This window comes from Streptomyces sp. SID12488, from assembly GCF_010548275.1.
GTDB lineage: Bacteria > Actinomycetota > Actinomycetes > Streptomycetales > Streptomycetaceae > Streptomyces.
Genome location: NZ_JAAGLT010000001.1, coordinates 734,738 through 747,886, shown reverse-complemented (window position 1 = coordinate 747,886; position 13,149 = coordinate 734,738). Strand labels below are relative to the sequence as shown.

Sequence of the window (13,149 nt, the reverse complement as noted above, 5' to 3'; positions counted from 1 at the left end):
TATTGACACCGAGTCCCACGGGGGGTGTGGCCGCATGGCCGCAGGAGGTTTCTGCAAGTTGCCCAGTGGCAGCGTGGTGGTGGCGTTGAACCTGCCCAGCCCCACCGCCCCGGCCCCCACCCGCACGGGTGCCGGGCTGGACGACGTACGCGTCCTGGTACTGGCCCAGAACCGCGCCCGGGCACTGACCCGCCTGCGCAACCTCGGCCTGCGAGCGGTGTACCTCCGGGGCAACGCGGCCCCGCCAACCCCCGACGAGATCACGGCCGTCCTCCACCACCCCGACGGCCTGATATGGCGCACGGCCCCGGACAACAGCGTCCCGTCGATACCGGAGCGCACGGAGCTGTGGCACCCGATCAGGTCCCTGCTGCGGAGGCCGCCGGTACGGGTGTGACGCCCGGCCGGGGACGTCCTGGGTGGCAGTGCTGAGTGGCAGTGCTGAGCGGTCGTCCTGGGCGGGACTCCGTCCTGCGGCCTAGGACCGCCGCCTGATGTGAGCGGCCGGCGTAGGCCATAACCTCGCCGTATGACGGCAGCAGGCTCACCTTCCGACGAATCACCCGACGCATCTCCCGACGGACCCCGCAGCCTCGATCAGCGCAGGCGCGAAGCGCTGGAACGGCTCGCGCGCGACATCGACGTATGGGTCGCCACGGCGGACGCCGACGGCGAGCCGACCCTGGTTCCACTGACCTTCTGGTGGGACGGCGGGACGGTGTGGCTGGCCACCCGCGACACCAACCCGACCGGCCGCAACCTGCGCGCCTCGGGCCGGGTACGGCTCTGCTTCGGCCACACCCGGGACGTGGTCCTGATCCACGGCACGGCCCGCACGCTGACCCGGGAGGAACTCCCGGCCGGTGTGGGCGACGCCTTCACCGCGAAGGACGGCTGGGACCCGCGGGAGAGCGGCCCCGCGTACGTCTGGTTCCAGGTCGTCCCGGAGGTGATCCAGGCGTGGGGAACCGTGCCCGAGATGTCCGACCGGGATCTGATGCGCGACGGCAAGTGGCTGAACCAGGCGGCCGACTGACCAGGGCGTACGGCCTACGGGTCACACCACCGGCTTGCCGGACAGTTCCACGCCCGCCGCCCGCAGCTCCTCCAGGGCCCGGTCCGTGGACTCCTCGGCGACGCCGGCGGTGAGGTCGAGCAGCACATGCGTACGGAAGCCCTCCCGGGCCGCGTCCAGGGCGGTGGCCCTGACGCAGTGGTCGGTCGCGATGCCGACCACGTCCACCTCGTCGATCTCGCGGGCCCGCAGCCACTCGGTCAGCGTGACCCCGTTCTCGTCGGCGCCCTCGAAGCCGCTGTAGGCCGCCGCGTAAGCCCCCTTGTCGAACACGGCGTCGACCGCGCCGGAGGCGACCGCCGGGGCGAAGTTCGGGTGGAAGCCGACGCCCTCCGTGCCGGCCACGCAGTGCGCGGGCCAGGAGCGCTGGAAGTCGGGATTGTCGGCGAAGTGGCCGCCGGGCGCGACGTGGTGGTCACGGGTCGCCACGACGTGGCGGTATCCGGCGGGGGCCTGCCCGATCAGCTCGGTGATCGCGGCGGCAACGTCGGCACCTCCGGTCACCGCGAGACTGCCTCCCTCGCAGAAGTCGTTCTGCACGTCTACGACGATCAAGGCGCGGCGCATGGGCGGACTTCCTTCGACGGTTTCGGCCGTACGGCCGTTTCGGCGGTGACGGCGGGTCGGTCGTGCGGGAGGGTGCGGGCCCGGCCGGTGCGACTGTGTGAACTACAGAACTACAGAACTGCTGAACCACCGAGCCTAGAGACTTCCGCACCACTTCGGGAGGGGGCATTCGGGGCAATCGACGCGCGCGGACGCCCGTTGCCCCTGTGCCCCGGGGGCGTCAGACGCGCACGGGCAGGTACTCCGTCGGAATGACGGCCTCCCCGCGCGACAGCTGCGTCGCCGACAGCGGCAGGTTGGCGCGCGCGGCGGCATGCCGGTCCCGAACGACGTCCAGCGGCTCGCGGGCGACGACCCGACCGCCCTTGACCAGCTCGACCAGCAGCTGCCGGTCGGCCAGCTCGACGGGCACCGGTCCCGTACCGATCACCTCGGCCTCGGCGATCCCGTCCCGGTCGAGCCGCCGCGCCGCCCACTTCCGACCCCCGATCGACGTCTTGCCGCCGCTCGACTTCTTCGCCACGGGTACGAGCGGAGCCTTCGGGTCGGCAGACTCGGCGCGGGCCACCAACTTGTAGACCATCGAGCATGTCGGGTGGCCGGAACCCGTCACCAGCTGGGTGCCGACCCCGTACGCGTCCACGGGCGCCGCCGCCAGTGAGGCGATCGCGTACTCGTCGAGGTCCGAGGTCACGATGATCCGAGTCCGCGTGGCCCCCAGCTCGTCCAGCTGCTGCCGCACCCGGTGCGCGACCAGGAGCAGATCCCCGGAGTCGATGCGCACCGCGCCCAGCTCGGGCCCGGCGACCTCCACCGCCACCTGTACCGCCTCGGTGACGTCGTACGTGTCCACCAGCAGCGTCGTGTTCCGGCCCAGCGAGTCCACCTGGGCCTGGAAGGCTTCCCGCTCGCTGTCGTGGAGCAGGGTGAACGCGTGGGCGCTCGTCCCGACGGTCGGGATGTCGTAGCGGAAACCGGCGGCCAGGTCGGACGTGGTCGCGAAGCCGCCGATGTACGCGGCGCGGGAGGCGGCCACGGCGGCCAGCTCGTGGGTGCGCCGGGCGCCCATCTCGATCAGGGGGCGCTCCCCGGCGGCCGAGGCCATCCGGGACGCCGCCGCCGCGATCGCCGAGTCGTGGTTGAGGATGGAGAGGATCACCGTCTCGAGCAGCACGCACTCCGCGAAGGACCCCTCGACCCGGAGAATCGGCGAGCCCGGGAAATAGACCTCGCCCTCGGGATAGCCCCAGATGTCCCCGCCGAACCGGTACGTGGCCAGCCACTCCAGGGTCTCCTCGTCGACGATCCGGCGCTCGCGCAGGAAGTCGAGGACGGCGGCGTCGAACCGGAAGTTCTCCACCGCGTCGAGCACCCGCCCGGTGCCCGCGACGACGCCGTAGCGCCGGCCCTCCGGCAGCCGCCGGGTGAAGGCCTCGAAGACCGACCGCCGGTCGGCGGTGCCCGCCTTCAGGGCTGCCTGGAGCATCGTCAGCTCGTAGTGATCCGTGAAGAGTGCCGTAGAGGGAACGTCCACCGGCAGCCCAAGGTCCGCTGTGTTCATGAGGAAGGATGCTACCCCCATCTCGTCACTTTGACGATTTCCCGGGTGATTTGGCCCGCGACCCCCTTGTGGTGGCAGCATGGGCCTGTGACGTCACCCGCTCCCGTAGAGATCGAACGCACCGAGTCGGCGGAGGAGACCTTCGCCGTACCCGAGCCCGACGTCCCGTGGGTCACCATCGTCCACAACGACCCGGTCAACCTCATGAGCTATGTGACCTACGTCTTCCAGACGTACTTCGGCTACTCGAAGGACAAGGCCACCAAGCTCATGATGGACGTCCACCACAAGGGCCGGGCGGTCGTCTCCAGCGGCAGTCGCGAGGAGATGGAACGCGACGTGCAGGCGATGCACGGCTACGGTCTGTGGGCCACCCTCCAGCAGGACCGGAAGTAGCGAACTCATTCCATGCCAGGACACTTCGAACCGCTCCCCGGCGGCGGCGCGGCCGTCGCGCTCGACGATGTCGAGATCTCCATCATCCGGTCGCTGGCCGTCCAGCTCCTGGAGCTGATCGGCCCCGGCCCCGCCGAGGACGCCTCCGACGACCCGCTCGCCGAGCTGTTCGCCGAGGGCCCGAGCGAACCCCCCTCCGACCCGGTGCTCAAGCGCCTGTTCCCGGACGCCTACGGCGACCCCGTCGACGTACCAACGTCGCCCGGCAAGGCCGAGGAACAGCGGGAGTACTCCGCCGAGTTCCGCCGGTTCACCGAGAACGACCTGCGGACCGGCAAGCGGGAGAACGCCATCAAGGTGATCCGCTCACTGGACGCGCTGACGCCGGCCGGCGACGGGGGCGCGGTGCTCAAGCTGGCCCACGAGGAGTCCCAGCAGTGGCTGGGCACGCTCAACGACCTGCGCCTGGCGATCGGCTCCCGGCTGGACGTCATCGACGAGGAGGACACCGACCTCCTCTACCAACTGCCGGACGAGGACCCTCGCAAGCCGATGGTGATGGCGTACCTGTGGCTGGGCGGGCTGCAGGAGACACTCGTCTCCACGCTGATGCCCTGACGCTGCCATCCCCCGCGGCATCGCCTGATTCCGGCATGTGGACCGTCCCGTACCAGCCCTCGGTACGGGACGGCCCCTCTGTCTATCCTGGCCAGCATGCTGACCATCACCCAGGCCCTCGTCGACCAGATCGTCGCCCACGCGCGCAAGGACCACCCCGACGAGGCATGCGGCGTCGTCGCCGGCCCCGAGGGCTCGGACCGGCCCGAGCGCTTCATCCCGATGCTGAACGCGGCCGGGTCGCCCACGTTCTACGAGTTCGACAGTGGCGAGCACAAGAAGGTGCACGACGAGATGTGGGACCGCGACGAGGAAGCGGTGATCGTCTACCACTCCCACACCATGACCGAGGCCTACCCGTCCCGCACCGACATCTCCTACGCCCACGAACCCCAGGCCCACTACGTCCTCGTCTCTACCCGCGACACGGACGGCGCCGGCGACTTCCAGTTCCGCTCCTTCCGGATCATCGAGGGCGAGGTCACGGAGGAAGAGGTCACGGTCGTGGAAACCTACTGATCTCACCTACCGGCCCGAAAATGTCCAGAGTGCGGGACAGGTCTCCAGGATCCGGACCGGGAATCGATACGATGAGCCCATGGTTCCCTACGACGTGAGTGAGAAGACGCCGAGCGCCCCGCTGCTCGTGGCGCGGCTGCACGTCGACCTGTGCAGGCTGGCCAGCGCCATCTGTTGACGCTGATCCCTGCTGCCGTACGGCCGTGAGCCGCGGCGCCTCACATGCATGACCTGCATGACCTGCTGAAGAATGCTTTTCGCGCCGCCGCGCGCCCATCGACCTACCACTCCCGACAGGAGCCCCGAGCCATGGCCATCGAGGTCCGCATCCCGACCATCCTCCGCACCTACACCGACGGCGAGAAGGCCGTCCCCGGTGCCGGGGAGACCCTCGCCGAGCTCCTCGCCGACCTCGAGACCCGGCACGCGGGCGTCCAGGCCCGGATCGTGGACGACGGCAAGCTGCGCCGCTTCGTCAACGTCTACCTCAACGACGAGGACGTCCGCTTCCTCGACGGCATCAACACCAAGCTCGCCGACGGTGACACCGTGACGATCCTGCCGGCCGTGGCCGGCGGCATGGCCTGATCGGCCCCTGGCACCCATGCGCTACGACTCGCCGCTGGCCGCGGTAGGCAACACCCCCCTGGTGCGCCTGCCGCGGCTGTCGCCGTCCGCCGACGTACGGATCTGGGCGAAGCTGGAGGACCGCAACCCCACCGGCTCGGTCAAGGACCGCCCCGCCCTGCACATGGTCGAGCAGGCCGAGAAGGACGGCAGGCTCACCCCCGGCTGCACGATCCTCGAACCCACCTCCGGTAACACCGGCATCTCGCTCGCCATGGCCGCCAAGCTCAAGGGCTACCGCATGGTCTGCGTGATGCCCGAGAACACCTCTCAGGAACGCCGAGAGCTGCTCGCCATGTGGGGCGCCGAGATCATCCCCAGCCCCGCCGCAGGCGGCTCCAACACGGCGGTACGCGTCGCCAAGGAGCTCGCCGCCGAGCACCCCGACTGGGTGATGCTCTACCAGTACGGCAACCCGGACAACGCGGGCGCCCACTACGCCGGCACCGGCCCGGAGATCCTCACCGACCTCCCCTCCATCACCCACTTCGTGGCCGGCCTCGGCACCACGGGAACCCTGATGGGCGTCGGCCGCTACCTCCGCGAGCACAAGCCGGACGTGAAGATCGTCGCCGCCGAGCCGCGCTACGACGACCTGGTGTACGGCCTGCGCAACCTCGACGAGGGCTTCGTACCCGAGCTGTACGACGCCTCCGTCCTCACCACCCGCTTCTCCGTCGGCTCGGCGGACGCGGTCACCCGCACCCGGGAACTCCTCCAGCAGGAGGGCATCTTCGCGGGCGTCTCCACCGGCGCCGCGCTGCACGCCGCGATCGGCGTCGGCAACAAGGCCGTCAAGGCCGGCGAGAGCGCGGACATCGTCTTCGTCGTCGCCGACGGTGGCTGGAAATACCTCTCGACAGGCGTCTACACGGCGGCCACGACGGAGGAAGCCATCGAGACACTGCAGGGCCAGCTCTGGGCGTAAGGCCGCACGGCCTCGTGCGGCCGTAAGGCCCTGACCGGCCGATCACGAGCCCGCTCCGCGTCACCAGGCCTTAGGCGAGGTGCCGGACCTGGTCCCAAAGGGCCGGGTCCACCACCCCCACCCGCCGCCGGAACTCCCTCAAGGGCAGGTCACGCAGCTCGTCCGTCTCCAGGAAGCTCGGCCGGCCCTGGGCGTCGCCCACCGCACCCGGCGGCAGCGGGATCACTCCGGGCCGCTCGTCGTGGTACTTGCTGGTGATCTTCGCGACCGTCGCATGCCGCCCGCGCACCGCGATCACCAGACACGGCCGGTCCTTGCTCCCCGGGCCGTCCTCGAAGGGCACGTTCGCCCACCAGATCTCCGCCGGCCGGGGCCGCGCCGACCGCCCCCGTTGACCTTTCGGCCCCTCGGGCCGCGCAGGCGGCCTGCCCCCGCGCTTCGAGGGCCGATGCCCGCGTCCCCAGCCGTCCACCAGCGCCGCGACCAGCGCGAGCAGCACAACGGCCGCCAGGGCGAGCCACCATGACGTGTCCATACGGAAGACCGTACCGGCGCACTCCCCACACTGCCCGCGCTACCGGTGCTTCACGTCCAGCCGAACCGGTGACAGCACAGGTGAGTTCGCCCACAACAGCCCTTGACGGAGGAGCGACGGGGGGTTTTGCGCCTTACGCTCGACAGCACCGCAAGAACCCCGTCACGTTCGTTTTGACGCTCCCCGCCCGCGGAGGTTTCTGCTTTATGAAGCTCACCGTCGTCGGCTGCTCTGGGTCGTTCCCGTCCGCGGAATCGGCCTGCTCGAGCTACCTCGTAGAGGCCGACGGCTTCCGGTTGCTACTCGACATGGGCAACGGTGCCCTTGGCGAGTTGCAGCGCCACTGCGGTCTCTACGACCTCGACGCGATCTTTCTCAGTCATCTGCACGCCGACCACTGCATCGACATGTGCGCGTACTTCGTCGCACGGTACTACCGCCATGACGGCGGGCGCTGCGACCCGATCCCGGTCTACGGCCCCGAAGGCACCGAACACCGTCTCACCACCGCCTACGCCGACACCCCCACCGCCTCCTCCATGAGTGAGGTCTTCGACTTCCACACGGTCAAGCCGAGCACCTTCGACATCGGCCCGTTCACCGTGCACACCGAGCGGGTGCGCCACCCGGTGGAGGCGTACGGCATCCGCATCGAGCACGCCGGGAAGTCGCTGACGTACTCGGGGGACACCGGCGTCAGCGAGACGCTGGAGCAACTCGCCCGGAACACCGACCTGTTCCTCTGCGAGGCCGCGTTCACGCACGGCAAGGAGAACATCCCCGACCTGCACCTCAACGGCCGCGAGGCAGGCCAGACGGCGAAACGCGCGGGCGCGCGCAAGCTCGTCCTGACCCACATTCCCCCGTGGACCGACCCGCAGGTGAACCTGCTCGACGCACGCGAGGTGTTCAGGGGACCGGTGGAACTGGCGGCGCCACGGGCGTCGTACGAGATCTGAGATCTGACGCCGCGTAGACGCACGAGGGCCCCGGAACCGACTCCTCGTCGGGTTCCGGGGCCCTCGTCATGCCTGTACTTCTGTACTTCCGTACGAGGACGGCGGCTTACGCCTTGGTGAGATCCTCGATCTCCTCCTCGGGCTCGCGGCCGGGGGTGGGGAGGTTGAACTTGGTGATGGCGAAGCGGAAGACGACGTAGTAGATCGCGCCGAAGACCAGGCCGACGGGGATCAGCAGCCAGGGCTTGGTGGAGATGCCCCAGTTGATGAAGACGTCGATGAAGCCGGCCGAGAAGCTGAAGCCCATGTGCATGCCCAGGGCCCAGGTCACGGCCATCGAGATCGCGGTGAGGACCGCGTGAATGGCGTACAGCACCGGGGCGATGAACATGAAGGTGAACTCGATCGGCTCGGTGATACCCGTGAAGAACGAGGTCAGGGCCATCGACATCATCATGCCCAGGACGGCCTTGCGACGCTCGGGCCGGGCGGAGTGCGCGATCGCGAGGGCGGCGGCCGGCAGACCGAACATCATGATCGGGAAGAAGCCGGTCATGAACATTCCGGCGGACGGGTCACCGCCGAAGAAGCGCGGCAGGTCGCCGTGGAAGACCGTGCCGGCGGAGTTGGTGAAGTCGCCGATCTGGAACCAGGCCACCGAGTTCACGAACTGATGCATGCCGATCGGGATCAGCGCACGGTTGATGAGGCCGAAGAGAGCGGCGCCGAAGGAGCCCAGACCGGTCATCCACTCGCCGAAGTCGGTGATGACGTCACCGATGGGCTGCCAGCCCAGGACGACCAGAACACCGAGCACGGTGCCGAGGGCGGCCGTGATGATCGGCACGAGCCGGCGGCCGTTGAAGAAGCCGAGCCAGTCGACGAGTTGCTTGCGGTGGTAGCGCTGCCAGAGCATCGCCGTCAGGAGACCGAGGATGATGCCGCCGAGCACGCCCGGGTTCTGGAAGGTCGCGGTCTGGGCGGCCTCGTTGCCCTTCTGCCAGAAGCCGCCGCCGAGTCCGGTCGCCGTGTAGGTGGCGCCTTCGTGGCCGTCCTTGATCGGGTACTGGTGGATCACCGCGTAGTAGGTCAGGAATCCGACCACGGCGGCCAGTGCCGTCGAGCCGTCGGCCTTCTTGGCGAAGCCGATGGCCACGCCTATGCAGAACAGCAGGGGCAGACCGAAGGAGCTGTCGAGCAGGGCGCCGCCGGCTCCGGCGAACACCTTCGCCACATCGGCGGGGATGTGGAACCTCTCCTGGGAGTCCGCTTGGCCGAACCGGAGCAGAAGCCCCGCCGCCGGAAGTACGGCGATCGGCAACTGCAGGCTGCGGCCGACCTTCTGCAGGCCCTGGAACAGGCCGGATCCCCTCTTCTTCGCGGGGACCGCCGCGGTGGTGGCGGTGCTCATACTTCCTCCAACGGGTGGAACGTGGTCTACACCAGTCAGTGGTGTAGACCATGTTGTAGCACGGTGAAGGGCGCATAAGGAACCCACGATTTCACAACAGATGCAGACTGGTGTAGACCAGTCGCGAACAGTGCGCGGACGGTGCGCAGACCGCTCGCGAAGATCGGTCAACTGTGGGTTACTGCGACAAAGTGGCTCGGACCAGGGAGTACGACATGTCCACCAAGGCAGAGAAGATCGTCGCCGGCCTCGGCGGCCTCGACAACATCGAAGAGGTCGAGGGCTGCATCACCCGCCTGCGCTGCGAGGTCATCGACGCCTCGCTGGTCGACGACGCCGCCCTCAAAGCCGCCGGCGCTCACGGCGTCGTCAAGATGGGCACCGCGATCCAGGTCGTCATCGGCACCGACGCCGACCCGATCGCAGGGGACATCGAAGACATGATGTAGCCCCCGAACCCGAACCCGAACCCGAACCCGGATCCGAACTCCCGTACCCAGTGCGGGTGTTCGCCCATGAGGGGCCCTTCCTGACCGCAGGAAGGGCCCCTCAAGGCGTTGACGCTAGGCTCGTCGGCATGTCACGTATCGACGGCCGCACGCCCGAACAACTCCGCCCGGTCACCATCGAACGAGGGTGGAGCAAGCACGCCGAGGGCTCCGTCCTCGTCTCCTTCGGCGACACGAAGGTCTTCTGCACCGCCTCGGTCACCGAGGGCGTCCCGCGCTGGCGCAAGGGCAGCGGCGAGGGCTGGGTCACCGCCGAATACTCGATGCTCCCGCGCGCCACCAACACCCGCGGCGACCGCGAGTCGGTCCGCGGCAAGATCGGCGGCCGTACGCACGAGATCAGCCGCCTCATCGGCCGCTCCCTGCGCGCCGTCATCGACTACAAGGCGCTCGGCGAGAACACGATCGTCCTCGACTGCGACGTCCTCCAGGCCGACGGCGGCACCCGCACGGCCGCCATCACCGGCGCGTACGTCGCCCTCGCCGACGCCATCGCCTGGGCACACGGCAAGAAGCTGATCCGGGCCAGCCGCCAGCCCCTCACCGGCACGGTGAGCGCGGTGTCGGTCGGCATCGTGGGCGGAGTGCCCCTCCTCGACCTCTGCTACGAGGAGGACGTACGCGCGGAGACGGACATGAACGTCGTCTGCACCGGCGACGGCCGCTTCGTCGAGGTCCAGGGCACCGCCGAAGCCGAACCGTTCGCCCGCGACGAACTGAACTCCATCCTCGACCTCGCGGTCGCCGGCTGCACCGACCTGGCGGCACTCCAGCGCAAGGCACTGGACGAGGCCCTGGAAAGGTAAAGGGCACACCAAATAAGGTGGCGGTCGCGGGCAACCGCACCGCTGCTCCAGCGCGTCTCCAGGGATACGCGGGAACTCGCGGCAACGCGCAGGAACCGGGCGTACGGCACATACGCACCGCCGTACGCCCGATCCGGCACCGTCGATCACCGTCACCGTCAAACGTAGGGAACCCGAACCATGCCCGTCAGCCGCCGAATCCGCACCGCACGAGGACTCGGAAAGGGGCGCCGTGCCGGCGCGATCGCCGCCACCGTGGCTGCCGTCGCGCTGACCGCCGGGCTCACCACCGGATGCGACGCCGTCAACAAGGCCCTGGACTGCGTCCAGACCGCCGACGCCGTCGCCACCAGCGTCTCCAACCTCCAGAACGCCGTCGAGAACGCGGCGAACGACCCGACCCAGGCGGACGAGGCCCTGTCGGCGATCGACAAGAGCCTCGCCGATCTCGGCGACAAGACGGACAACGCCGACGTCAACAAGGCGGTCGACGACCTCAACAAGGCTGTGGACAACGTCCGTTCGTCCATCAAGGGCGGCGACCAGACCCCGGACATCAGTGGCGTCACGGACGCGGCGGGCGAACTGACGAAGGTCTGCACGTCGTAATCGTCGCAATCGTCATGTGCGGCGTGAGGGGTCCCGGGTGAGGCCGGGATACTGGACGCCATGACACGCCTGATCCTCGCCACCCGCAACGCCGGAAAGATCACCGAGCTGCGGCAGATCCTCGCCGACGCGGCCCTCCCCATGGACCTGGTCGGCGCGGAGGCCTACCCCGACATCCCCGACGTCAAGGAAACGGGCGTCACCTTCGCGGAGAACGCCCTTCTGAAGGCCCACGCCCTGGCCCAGGCAACAGGCCTCCCGGCGGTGGCCGACGACTCGGGCCTGTGCGTCGACGTCCTGAACGGCGCCCCGGGCATCTTCTCGGCCCGCTGGTCGGGCCGCCACGGCGACGACCGGGCCAACCTGGACCTGCTCCTGGCCCAGCTGTCCGACATCGCGGACGAACACCGCGGCGCCCACTTCGCCTGCGCGGCGGCCCTGGCACTCCCGGACGGCACGGAGCGAGTGGTCGAGGGCCGGATGCGGGGAGTACTGCGGCACGCTCCGGAGGGCTCCGGCGGCTTCGGCTACGACCCGATCCTCCAGCCGGAGGGTGACACGCGGACGTGCGCACAGCTGACGCCGGCGGAGAAGAACGCGATCAGTCATCGGGGGCAGGCGTTCCGGGGGCTGGTGCCGGTGGTTCGGGAGTTGCTGGGCTGAGGTGTGTGCACTGGAAGGTCTGGCCTACGGAAGTCGTATGCCAGACCTTTCAAGTGAAGGTCAGTGCGGCCTGAGGGATTCGAACCCTCACGGGATTGCTCCCATCGCGCCCTAAACGCGAGGCGTCTGCCGTTCCGCCAAGGCCGCTGACTGCCCGTCGTCGGGCATGACGGGCGGCTGTAAGTGTACGGCGAGCCATGGCTATCCGGCGAGCGGCATTCGCTGCTTCTGCCGACACCACGTATCTGTCAGCGCGTGGCAGTTGGGGCACAGGTACCGCAGATTCTCCTGGCGGTTGTCGTGCCAGTCCCCGTTGATGTGGTCGATCTGCAGAGTGATCGAGCGGCCCAGCCATTCACCAGGGTTGCCGCAGCTCTCGCACGCGTAAGGCACTCCGACCTCGTTCAAGGCCCGGTGGAGTTGAGCCCTATTGGTCCGGCCTGCGTGGGTGGGTAGAAGGACCAACACCCGGGGAGCAATGGGTGCGGGCGCAGGGGTATCGGCTCGACCCCAGGCTCGGCGCTTGAAGTGGGTTGTGTCGAGGCCGAGGCGGGTTGCCGTGCGACGGACTCGCCGGTGGTTGGTGTCGTTGACGTCCAGGCCGAGGCCACGCATCACGTCGGCATAGCTCGTGGAGCGCGGTACAAGGTCGCGAAGCCTGTCTTCGGGGATGGCCGCGCGCCGATGGGAGAGGTGCTCCGTGCTGATGCCCTGCGCACGCAACATGCGGCTCAACGTTGCACGTGACCGACTGTCGTCCGGTACTCCGAGGGCGCGAGCCACGCCACGCACGCTGGTGGCGTCTGCCGCGGCCGCCCTCAGTTCCTCGGGGGTGAAGGGCAAGTCCACCTCCGCGCGGTTCGCACCGGGGAAGTGGCTGATGTCGATTCCCGCGGCGTCGATGCGGCGCCTGATGTGGGAAAGAGTTCCGGTAGCCGGGGTTGCGCCCAGCTTCAGCGCCACTTCGCGTAGCGACGAAGACGAAGTCGCGGCTTCCGCGATGGTGGCGTCCGGGTACTTGCGCCATGGGCTCCGTTTCGCGAAGTGGCTGGTGTCCAGTCCATGGCTGGCGACTTTCTCCTGGAGCACGCGCCGCTGGCCTCCGCTGGGCCGGAGTTCGAGCCGCCGCATCAGATCCGTCCAGTGTCGTGCTTCGGCGACGATCGGTGCGAGCCGCTCCTTGCCGGATGGGTGTGTAGGTGGCATCGCTGGTACTGGTGCCGTCTGCATGTAGCGCGTTCCCTCCGTCTCCCGACCACCCGTTCGCGGCCTCGTACGGAGTAACGAACCGTTTATCGGACAGTCACGCCCGAAATGCAGACCCGAAACGCAAAGCGGCCCGTGCCGGACCTGGACCGGCACGGGC

General features: G+C 68.9%; 18 protein-coding genes and 1 tRNA gene. 13 read left to right on the top strand and 6 right to left on the bottom strand.

The window, feature by feature from the left end; genetic code table 11:
- Positions 1-34: 34 nt before the first annotated feature.
- Positions 35-397, top strand: coding sequence for a hypothetical protein (locus tag G3I56_RS03425; RefSeq protein WP_164407040.1), 363 nt, complete (start codon positions 35-37; stop codon positions 395-397).
- Between the two features lie 132 nt (positions 398-529).
- On the top strand, positions 530-1,036 hold the full coding sequence (locus G3I56_RS03420; protein WP_164407038.1) for a pyridoxamine 5'-phosphate oxidase family protein: 507 nt from the start codon (positions 530-532) through the stop codon (positions 1,034-1,036).
- 21 nt (positions 1,037-1,057) lie between these two features.
- Here the strand turns inward: G3I56_RS03420 and G3I56_RS03415 are convergent, their stop codons facing one another.
- Positions 1,058-1,642, bottom strand: coding sequence for a nicotinamidase (locus G3I56_RS03415; RefSeq protein ID WP_164407037.1), 585 nt, complete (start codon positions 1,640-1,642; stop codon positions 1,058-1,060).
- A 220-nt stretch (positions 1,643-1,862) separates the two neighbouring features.
- Positions 1,863-3,203 carry a nicotinate phosphoribosyltransferase gene (locus tag G3I56_RS03410; protein WP_164407036.1) on the bottom strand — a complete coding sequence of 447 codons (1,341 nt, stop codon included), beginning with the start codon at positions 3,201-3,203 and terminating at the stop codon, positions 1,863-1,865.
- A gap of 87 nt (positions 3,204-3,290) precedes the next feature.
- Between G3I56_RS03410 and clpS the strand changes: the two genes are divergently transcribed.
- From clpS to G3I56_RS03380, 6 genes are all read left to right on the top strand, one after another.
- Positions 3,291-3,599 (top strand): ATP-dependent Clp protease adapter ClpS, encoded by a 309-nt coding sequence (clpS, locus tag G3I56_RS03405; RefSeq protein WP_164407035.1) that lies wholly within the window; start codon positions 3,291-3,293, stop codon positions 3,597-3,599.
- A 12-nt stretch (positions 3,600-3,611) separates the two neighbouring features.
- A complete protein-coding gene (locus G3I56_RS03400; RefSeq protein ID WP_164407033.1) occupies positions 3,612-4,217 on the top strand; it encodes a DUF2017 domain-containing protein in 606 nt (201 codons plus the stop codon).
- 96 nt (positions 4,218-4,313) lie between these two features.
- Complete coding sequence (locus tag G3I56_RS03395; RefSeq protein ID WP_164407032.1) at positions 4,314-4,736, top strand: M67 family metallopeptidase; 423 nt, start codon at positions 4,314-4,316, stop codon at positions 4,734-4,736.
- Between the two features lie 79 nt (positions 4,737-4,815).
- Positions 4,816-4,914, top strand: a complete 99-nt coding sequence (locus G3I56_RS44970) for a putative leader peptide (RefSeq protein ID WP_343239847.1) — start codon at positions 4,816-4,818, stop codon at positions 4,912-4,914.
- 131 nt (positions 4,915-5,045) lie between these two features.
- Positions 5,046-5,324, top strand: a complete 279-nt coding sequence (locus G3I56_RS03385; protein WP_164313213.1) for a MoaD/ThiS family protein — start codon at positions 5,046-5,048, stop codon at positions 5,322-5,324.
- A gap of 16 nt (positions 5,325-5,340) precedes the next feature.
- Positions 5,341-6,291, top strand: coding sequence for a cysteine synthase (locus tag G3I56_RS03380; RefSeq protein WP_053741584.1), 951 nt, complete (start codon positions 5,341-5,343; stop codon positions 6,289-6,291).
- Between the two features lie 70 nt (positions 6,292-6,361).
- On the opposite strand, the gene G3I56_RS03375 is transcribed toward G3I56_RS03380, so the two are convergent.
- Entirely contained in the window at positions 6,362-6,826 is a 465-nt protein-coding gene (locus G3I56_RS03375) for a type II toxin-antitoxin system PemK/MazF family toxin (protein WP_164407030.1), read from the bottom strand.
- A gap of 206 nt (positions 6,827-7,032) precedes the next feature.
- On the opposite strand from G3I56_RS03375, the gene G3I56_RS03370 reads away from it, so the two are divergent.
- Entirely contained in the window at positions 7,033-7,785 is a 753-nt protein-coding gene (locus tag G3I56_RS03370; protein ID WP_164407029.1) for an MBL fold metallo-hydrolase, read from the top strand.
- 106 nt (positions 7,786-7,891) lie between these two features.
- On the opposite strand, the gene G3I56_RS03365 is transcribed toward G3I56_RS03370, so the two are convergent.
- Complete coding sequence (locus G3I56_RS03365) at positions 7,892-9,196, bottom strand: PTS transporter subunit EIIC (protein ID WP_164407028.1); 1,305 nt, start codon at positions 9,194-9,196, stop codon at positions 7,892-7,894.
- 191 nt (positions 9,197-9,387) lie between these two features.
- Between G3I56_RS03365 and G3I56_RS03360 the strand changes: the two genes are divergently transcribed.
- From G3I56_RS03360 to rdgB, 4 genes are all read left to right on the top strand, one after another.
- Positions 9,388-9,645, top strand: coding sequence for a PTS glucose/sucrose transporter subunit IIB (locus G3I56_RS03360; protein WP_343239846.1), 258 nt, complete (start codon positions 9,388-9,390; stop codon positions 9,643-9,645).
- A 128-nt stretch (positions 9,646-9,773) separates the two neighbouring features.
- Positions 9,774-10,511 (top strand): ribonuclease PH, encoded by a 738-nt coding sequence (rph, locus tag G3I56_RS03355; protein ID WP_164407025.1) that lies wholly within the window; start codon positions 9,774-9,776, stop codon positions 10,509-10,511.
- Positions 10,512-10,691: 180 nt separating this feature from the next.
- Positions 10,692-11,120, top strand: coding sequence for a hypothetical protein (locus G3I56_RS03350; protein WP_203688965.1), 429 nt, complete (start codon positions 10,692-10,694; stop codon positions 11,118-11,120).
- Positions 11,121-11,180: 60 nt separating this feature from the next.
- On the top strand, positions 11,181-11,783 hold the full coding sequence (gene rdgB / locus G3I56_RS03345) for an RdgB/HAM1 family non-canonical purine NTP pyrophosphatase (RefSeq protein ID WP_164407024.1): 603 nt from the start codon (positions 11,181-11,183) through the stop codon (positions 11,781-11,783).
- A gap of 64 nt (positions 11,784-11,847) precedes the next feature.
- Here the strand turns inward: rdgB and G3I56_RS03340 are convergent.
- Both G3I56_RS03340 and G3I56_RS43140 read right to left on the bottom strand, forming a co-directional pair.
- A tRNA-Leu gene (locus tag G3I56_RS03340) sits at positions 11,848-11,930 on the bottom strand.
- Between the two features lie 54 nt (positions 11,931-11,984).
- Positions 11,985-13,013 (bottom strand): HNH endonuclease, encoded by a 1,029-nt coding sequence (locus G3I56_RS43140; RefSeq protein ID WP_239134652.1) that lies wholly within the window; start codon positions 13,011-13,013, stop codon positions 11,985-11,987.
- Between the last annotated feature and the right edge of the window lie 136 nt (positions 13,014-13,149).

What these genes read in the sequence shown, in the direction of transcription:
- G3I56_RS03410 (WP_164407036.1), bottom strand. Translation starts at nt 3,203, where the DNA reads ATGAACACAGCGGACCTTGGGCTGCCGGTGGACGTTCCCTCTACGGCA.
- G3I56_RS03400 (WP_164407033.1), top strand. Translation starts at nt 3,612, where the DNA reads ATGCCAGGACACTTCGAACCGCTCCCCGGCGGCGGCGCGGCCGTCGCG.
- G3I56_RS03415 (WP_164407037.1), bottom strand. Translation starts at nt 1,642, where the DNA reads ATGCGCCGCGCCTTGATCGTCGTAGACGTGCAGAACGACTTCTGCGAG.
- G3I56_RS44970 (WP_343239847.1), top strand. Translation starts at nt 4,816, where the DNA reads ATGGTTCCCTACGACGTGAGTGAGAAGACGCCGAGCGCCCCGCTGCTC.
- rph (WP_164407025.1), top strand. Translation starts at nt 9,774, where the DNA reads ATGTCACGTATCGACGGCCGCACGCCCGAACAACTCCGCCCGGTCACC.
- G3I56_RS03375 (WP_164407030.1), bottom strand. Translation starts at nt 6,826, where the DNA reads ATGGACACGTCATGGTGGCTCGCCCTGGCGGCCGTTGTGCTGCTCGCG.
- G3I56_RS03365 (WP_164407028.1), bottom strand. Translation starts at nt 9,196, where the DNA reads ATGAGCACCGCCACCACCGCGGCGGTCCCCGCGAAGAAGAGGGGATCC.
- G3I56_RS03395 (WP_164407032.1), top strand. Translation starts at nt 4,314, where the DNA reads ATGCTGACCATCACCCAGGCCCTCGTCGACCAGATCGTCGCCCACGCG.
- rdgB (WP_164407024.1), top strand. Translation starts at nt 11,181, where the DNA reads ATGACACGCCTGATCCTCGCCACCCGCAACGCCGGAAAGATCACCGAG.
- G3I56_RS43140 (WP_239134652.1), bottom strand. Translation starts at nt 13,013, where the DNA reads ATGCAGACGGCACCAGTACCAGCGATGCCACCTACACACCCATCCGGC.
- G3I56_RS03370 (WP_164407029.1), top strand. Translation starts at nt 7,033, where the DNA reads ATGAAGCTCACCGTCGTCGGCTGCTCTGGGTCGTTCCCGTCCGCGGAA.
- G3I56_RS03425 (WP_164407040.1), top strand. Translation starts at nt 35, where the DNA reads ATGGCCGCAGGAGGTTTCTGCAAGTTGCCCAGTGGCAGCGTGGTGGTG.
- G3I56_RS03350 (WP_203688965.1), top strand. Translation starts at nt 10,692, where the DNA reads ATGCCCGTCAGCCGCCGAATCCGCACCGCACGAGGACTCGGAAAGGGG.
- G3I56_RS03420 (WP_164407038.1), top strand. Translation starts at nt 530, where the DNA reads ATGACGGCAGCAGGCTCACCTTCCGACGAATCACCCGACGCATCTCCC.
- G3I56_RS03380 (WP_053741584.1), top strand. Translation starts at nt 5,341, where the DNA reads ATGCGCTACGACTCGCCGCTGGCCGCGGTAGGCAACACCCCCCTGGTG.
- G3I56_RS03385 (WP_164313213.1), top strand. Translation starts at nt 5,046, where the DNA reads ATGGCCATCGAGGTCCGCATCCCGACCATCCTCCGCACCTACACCGAC.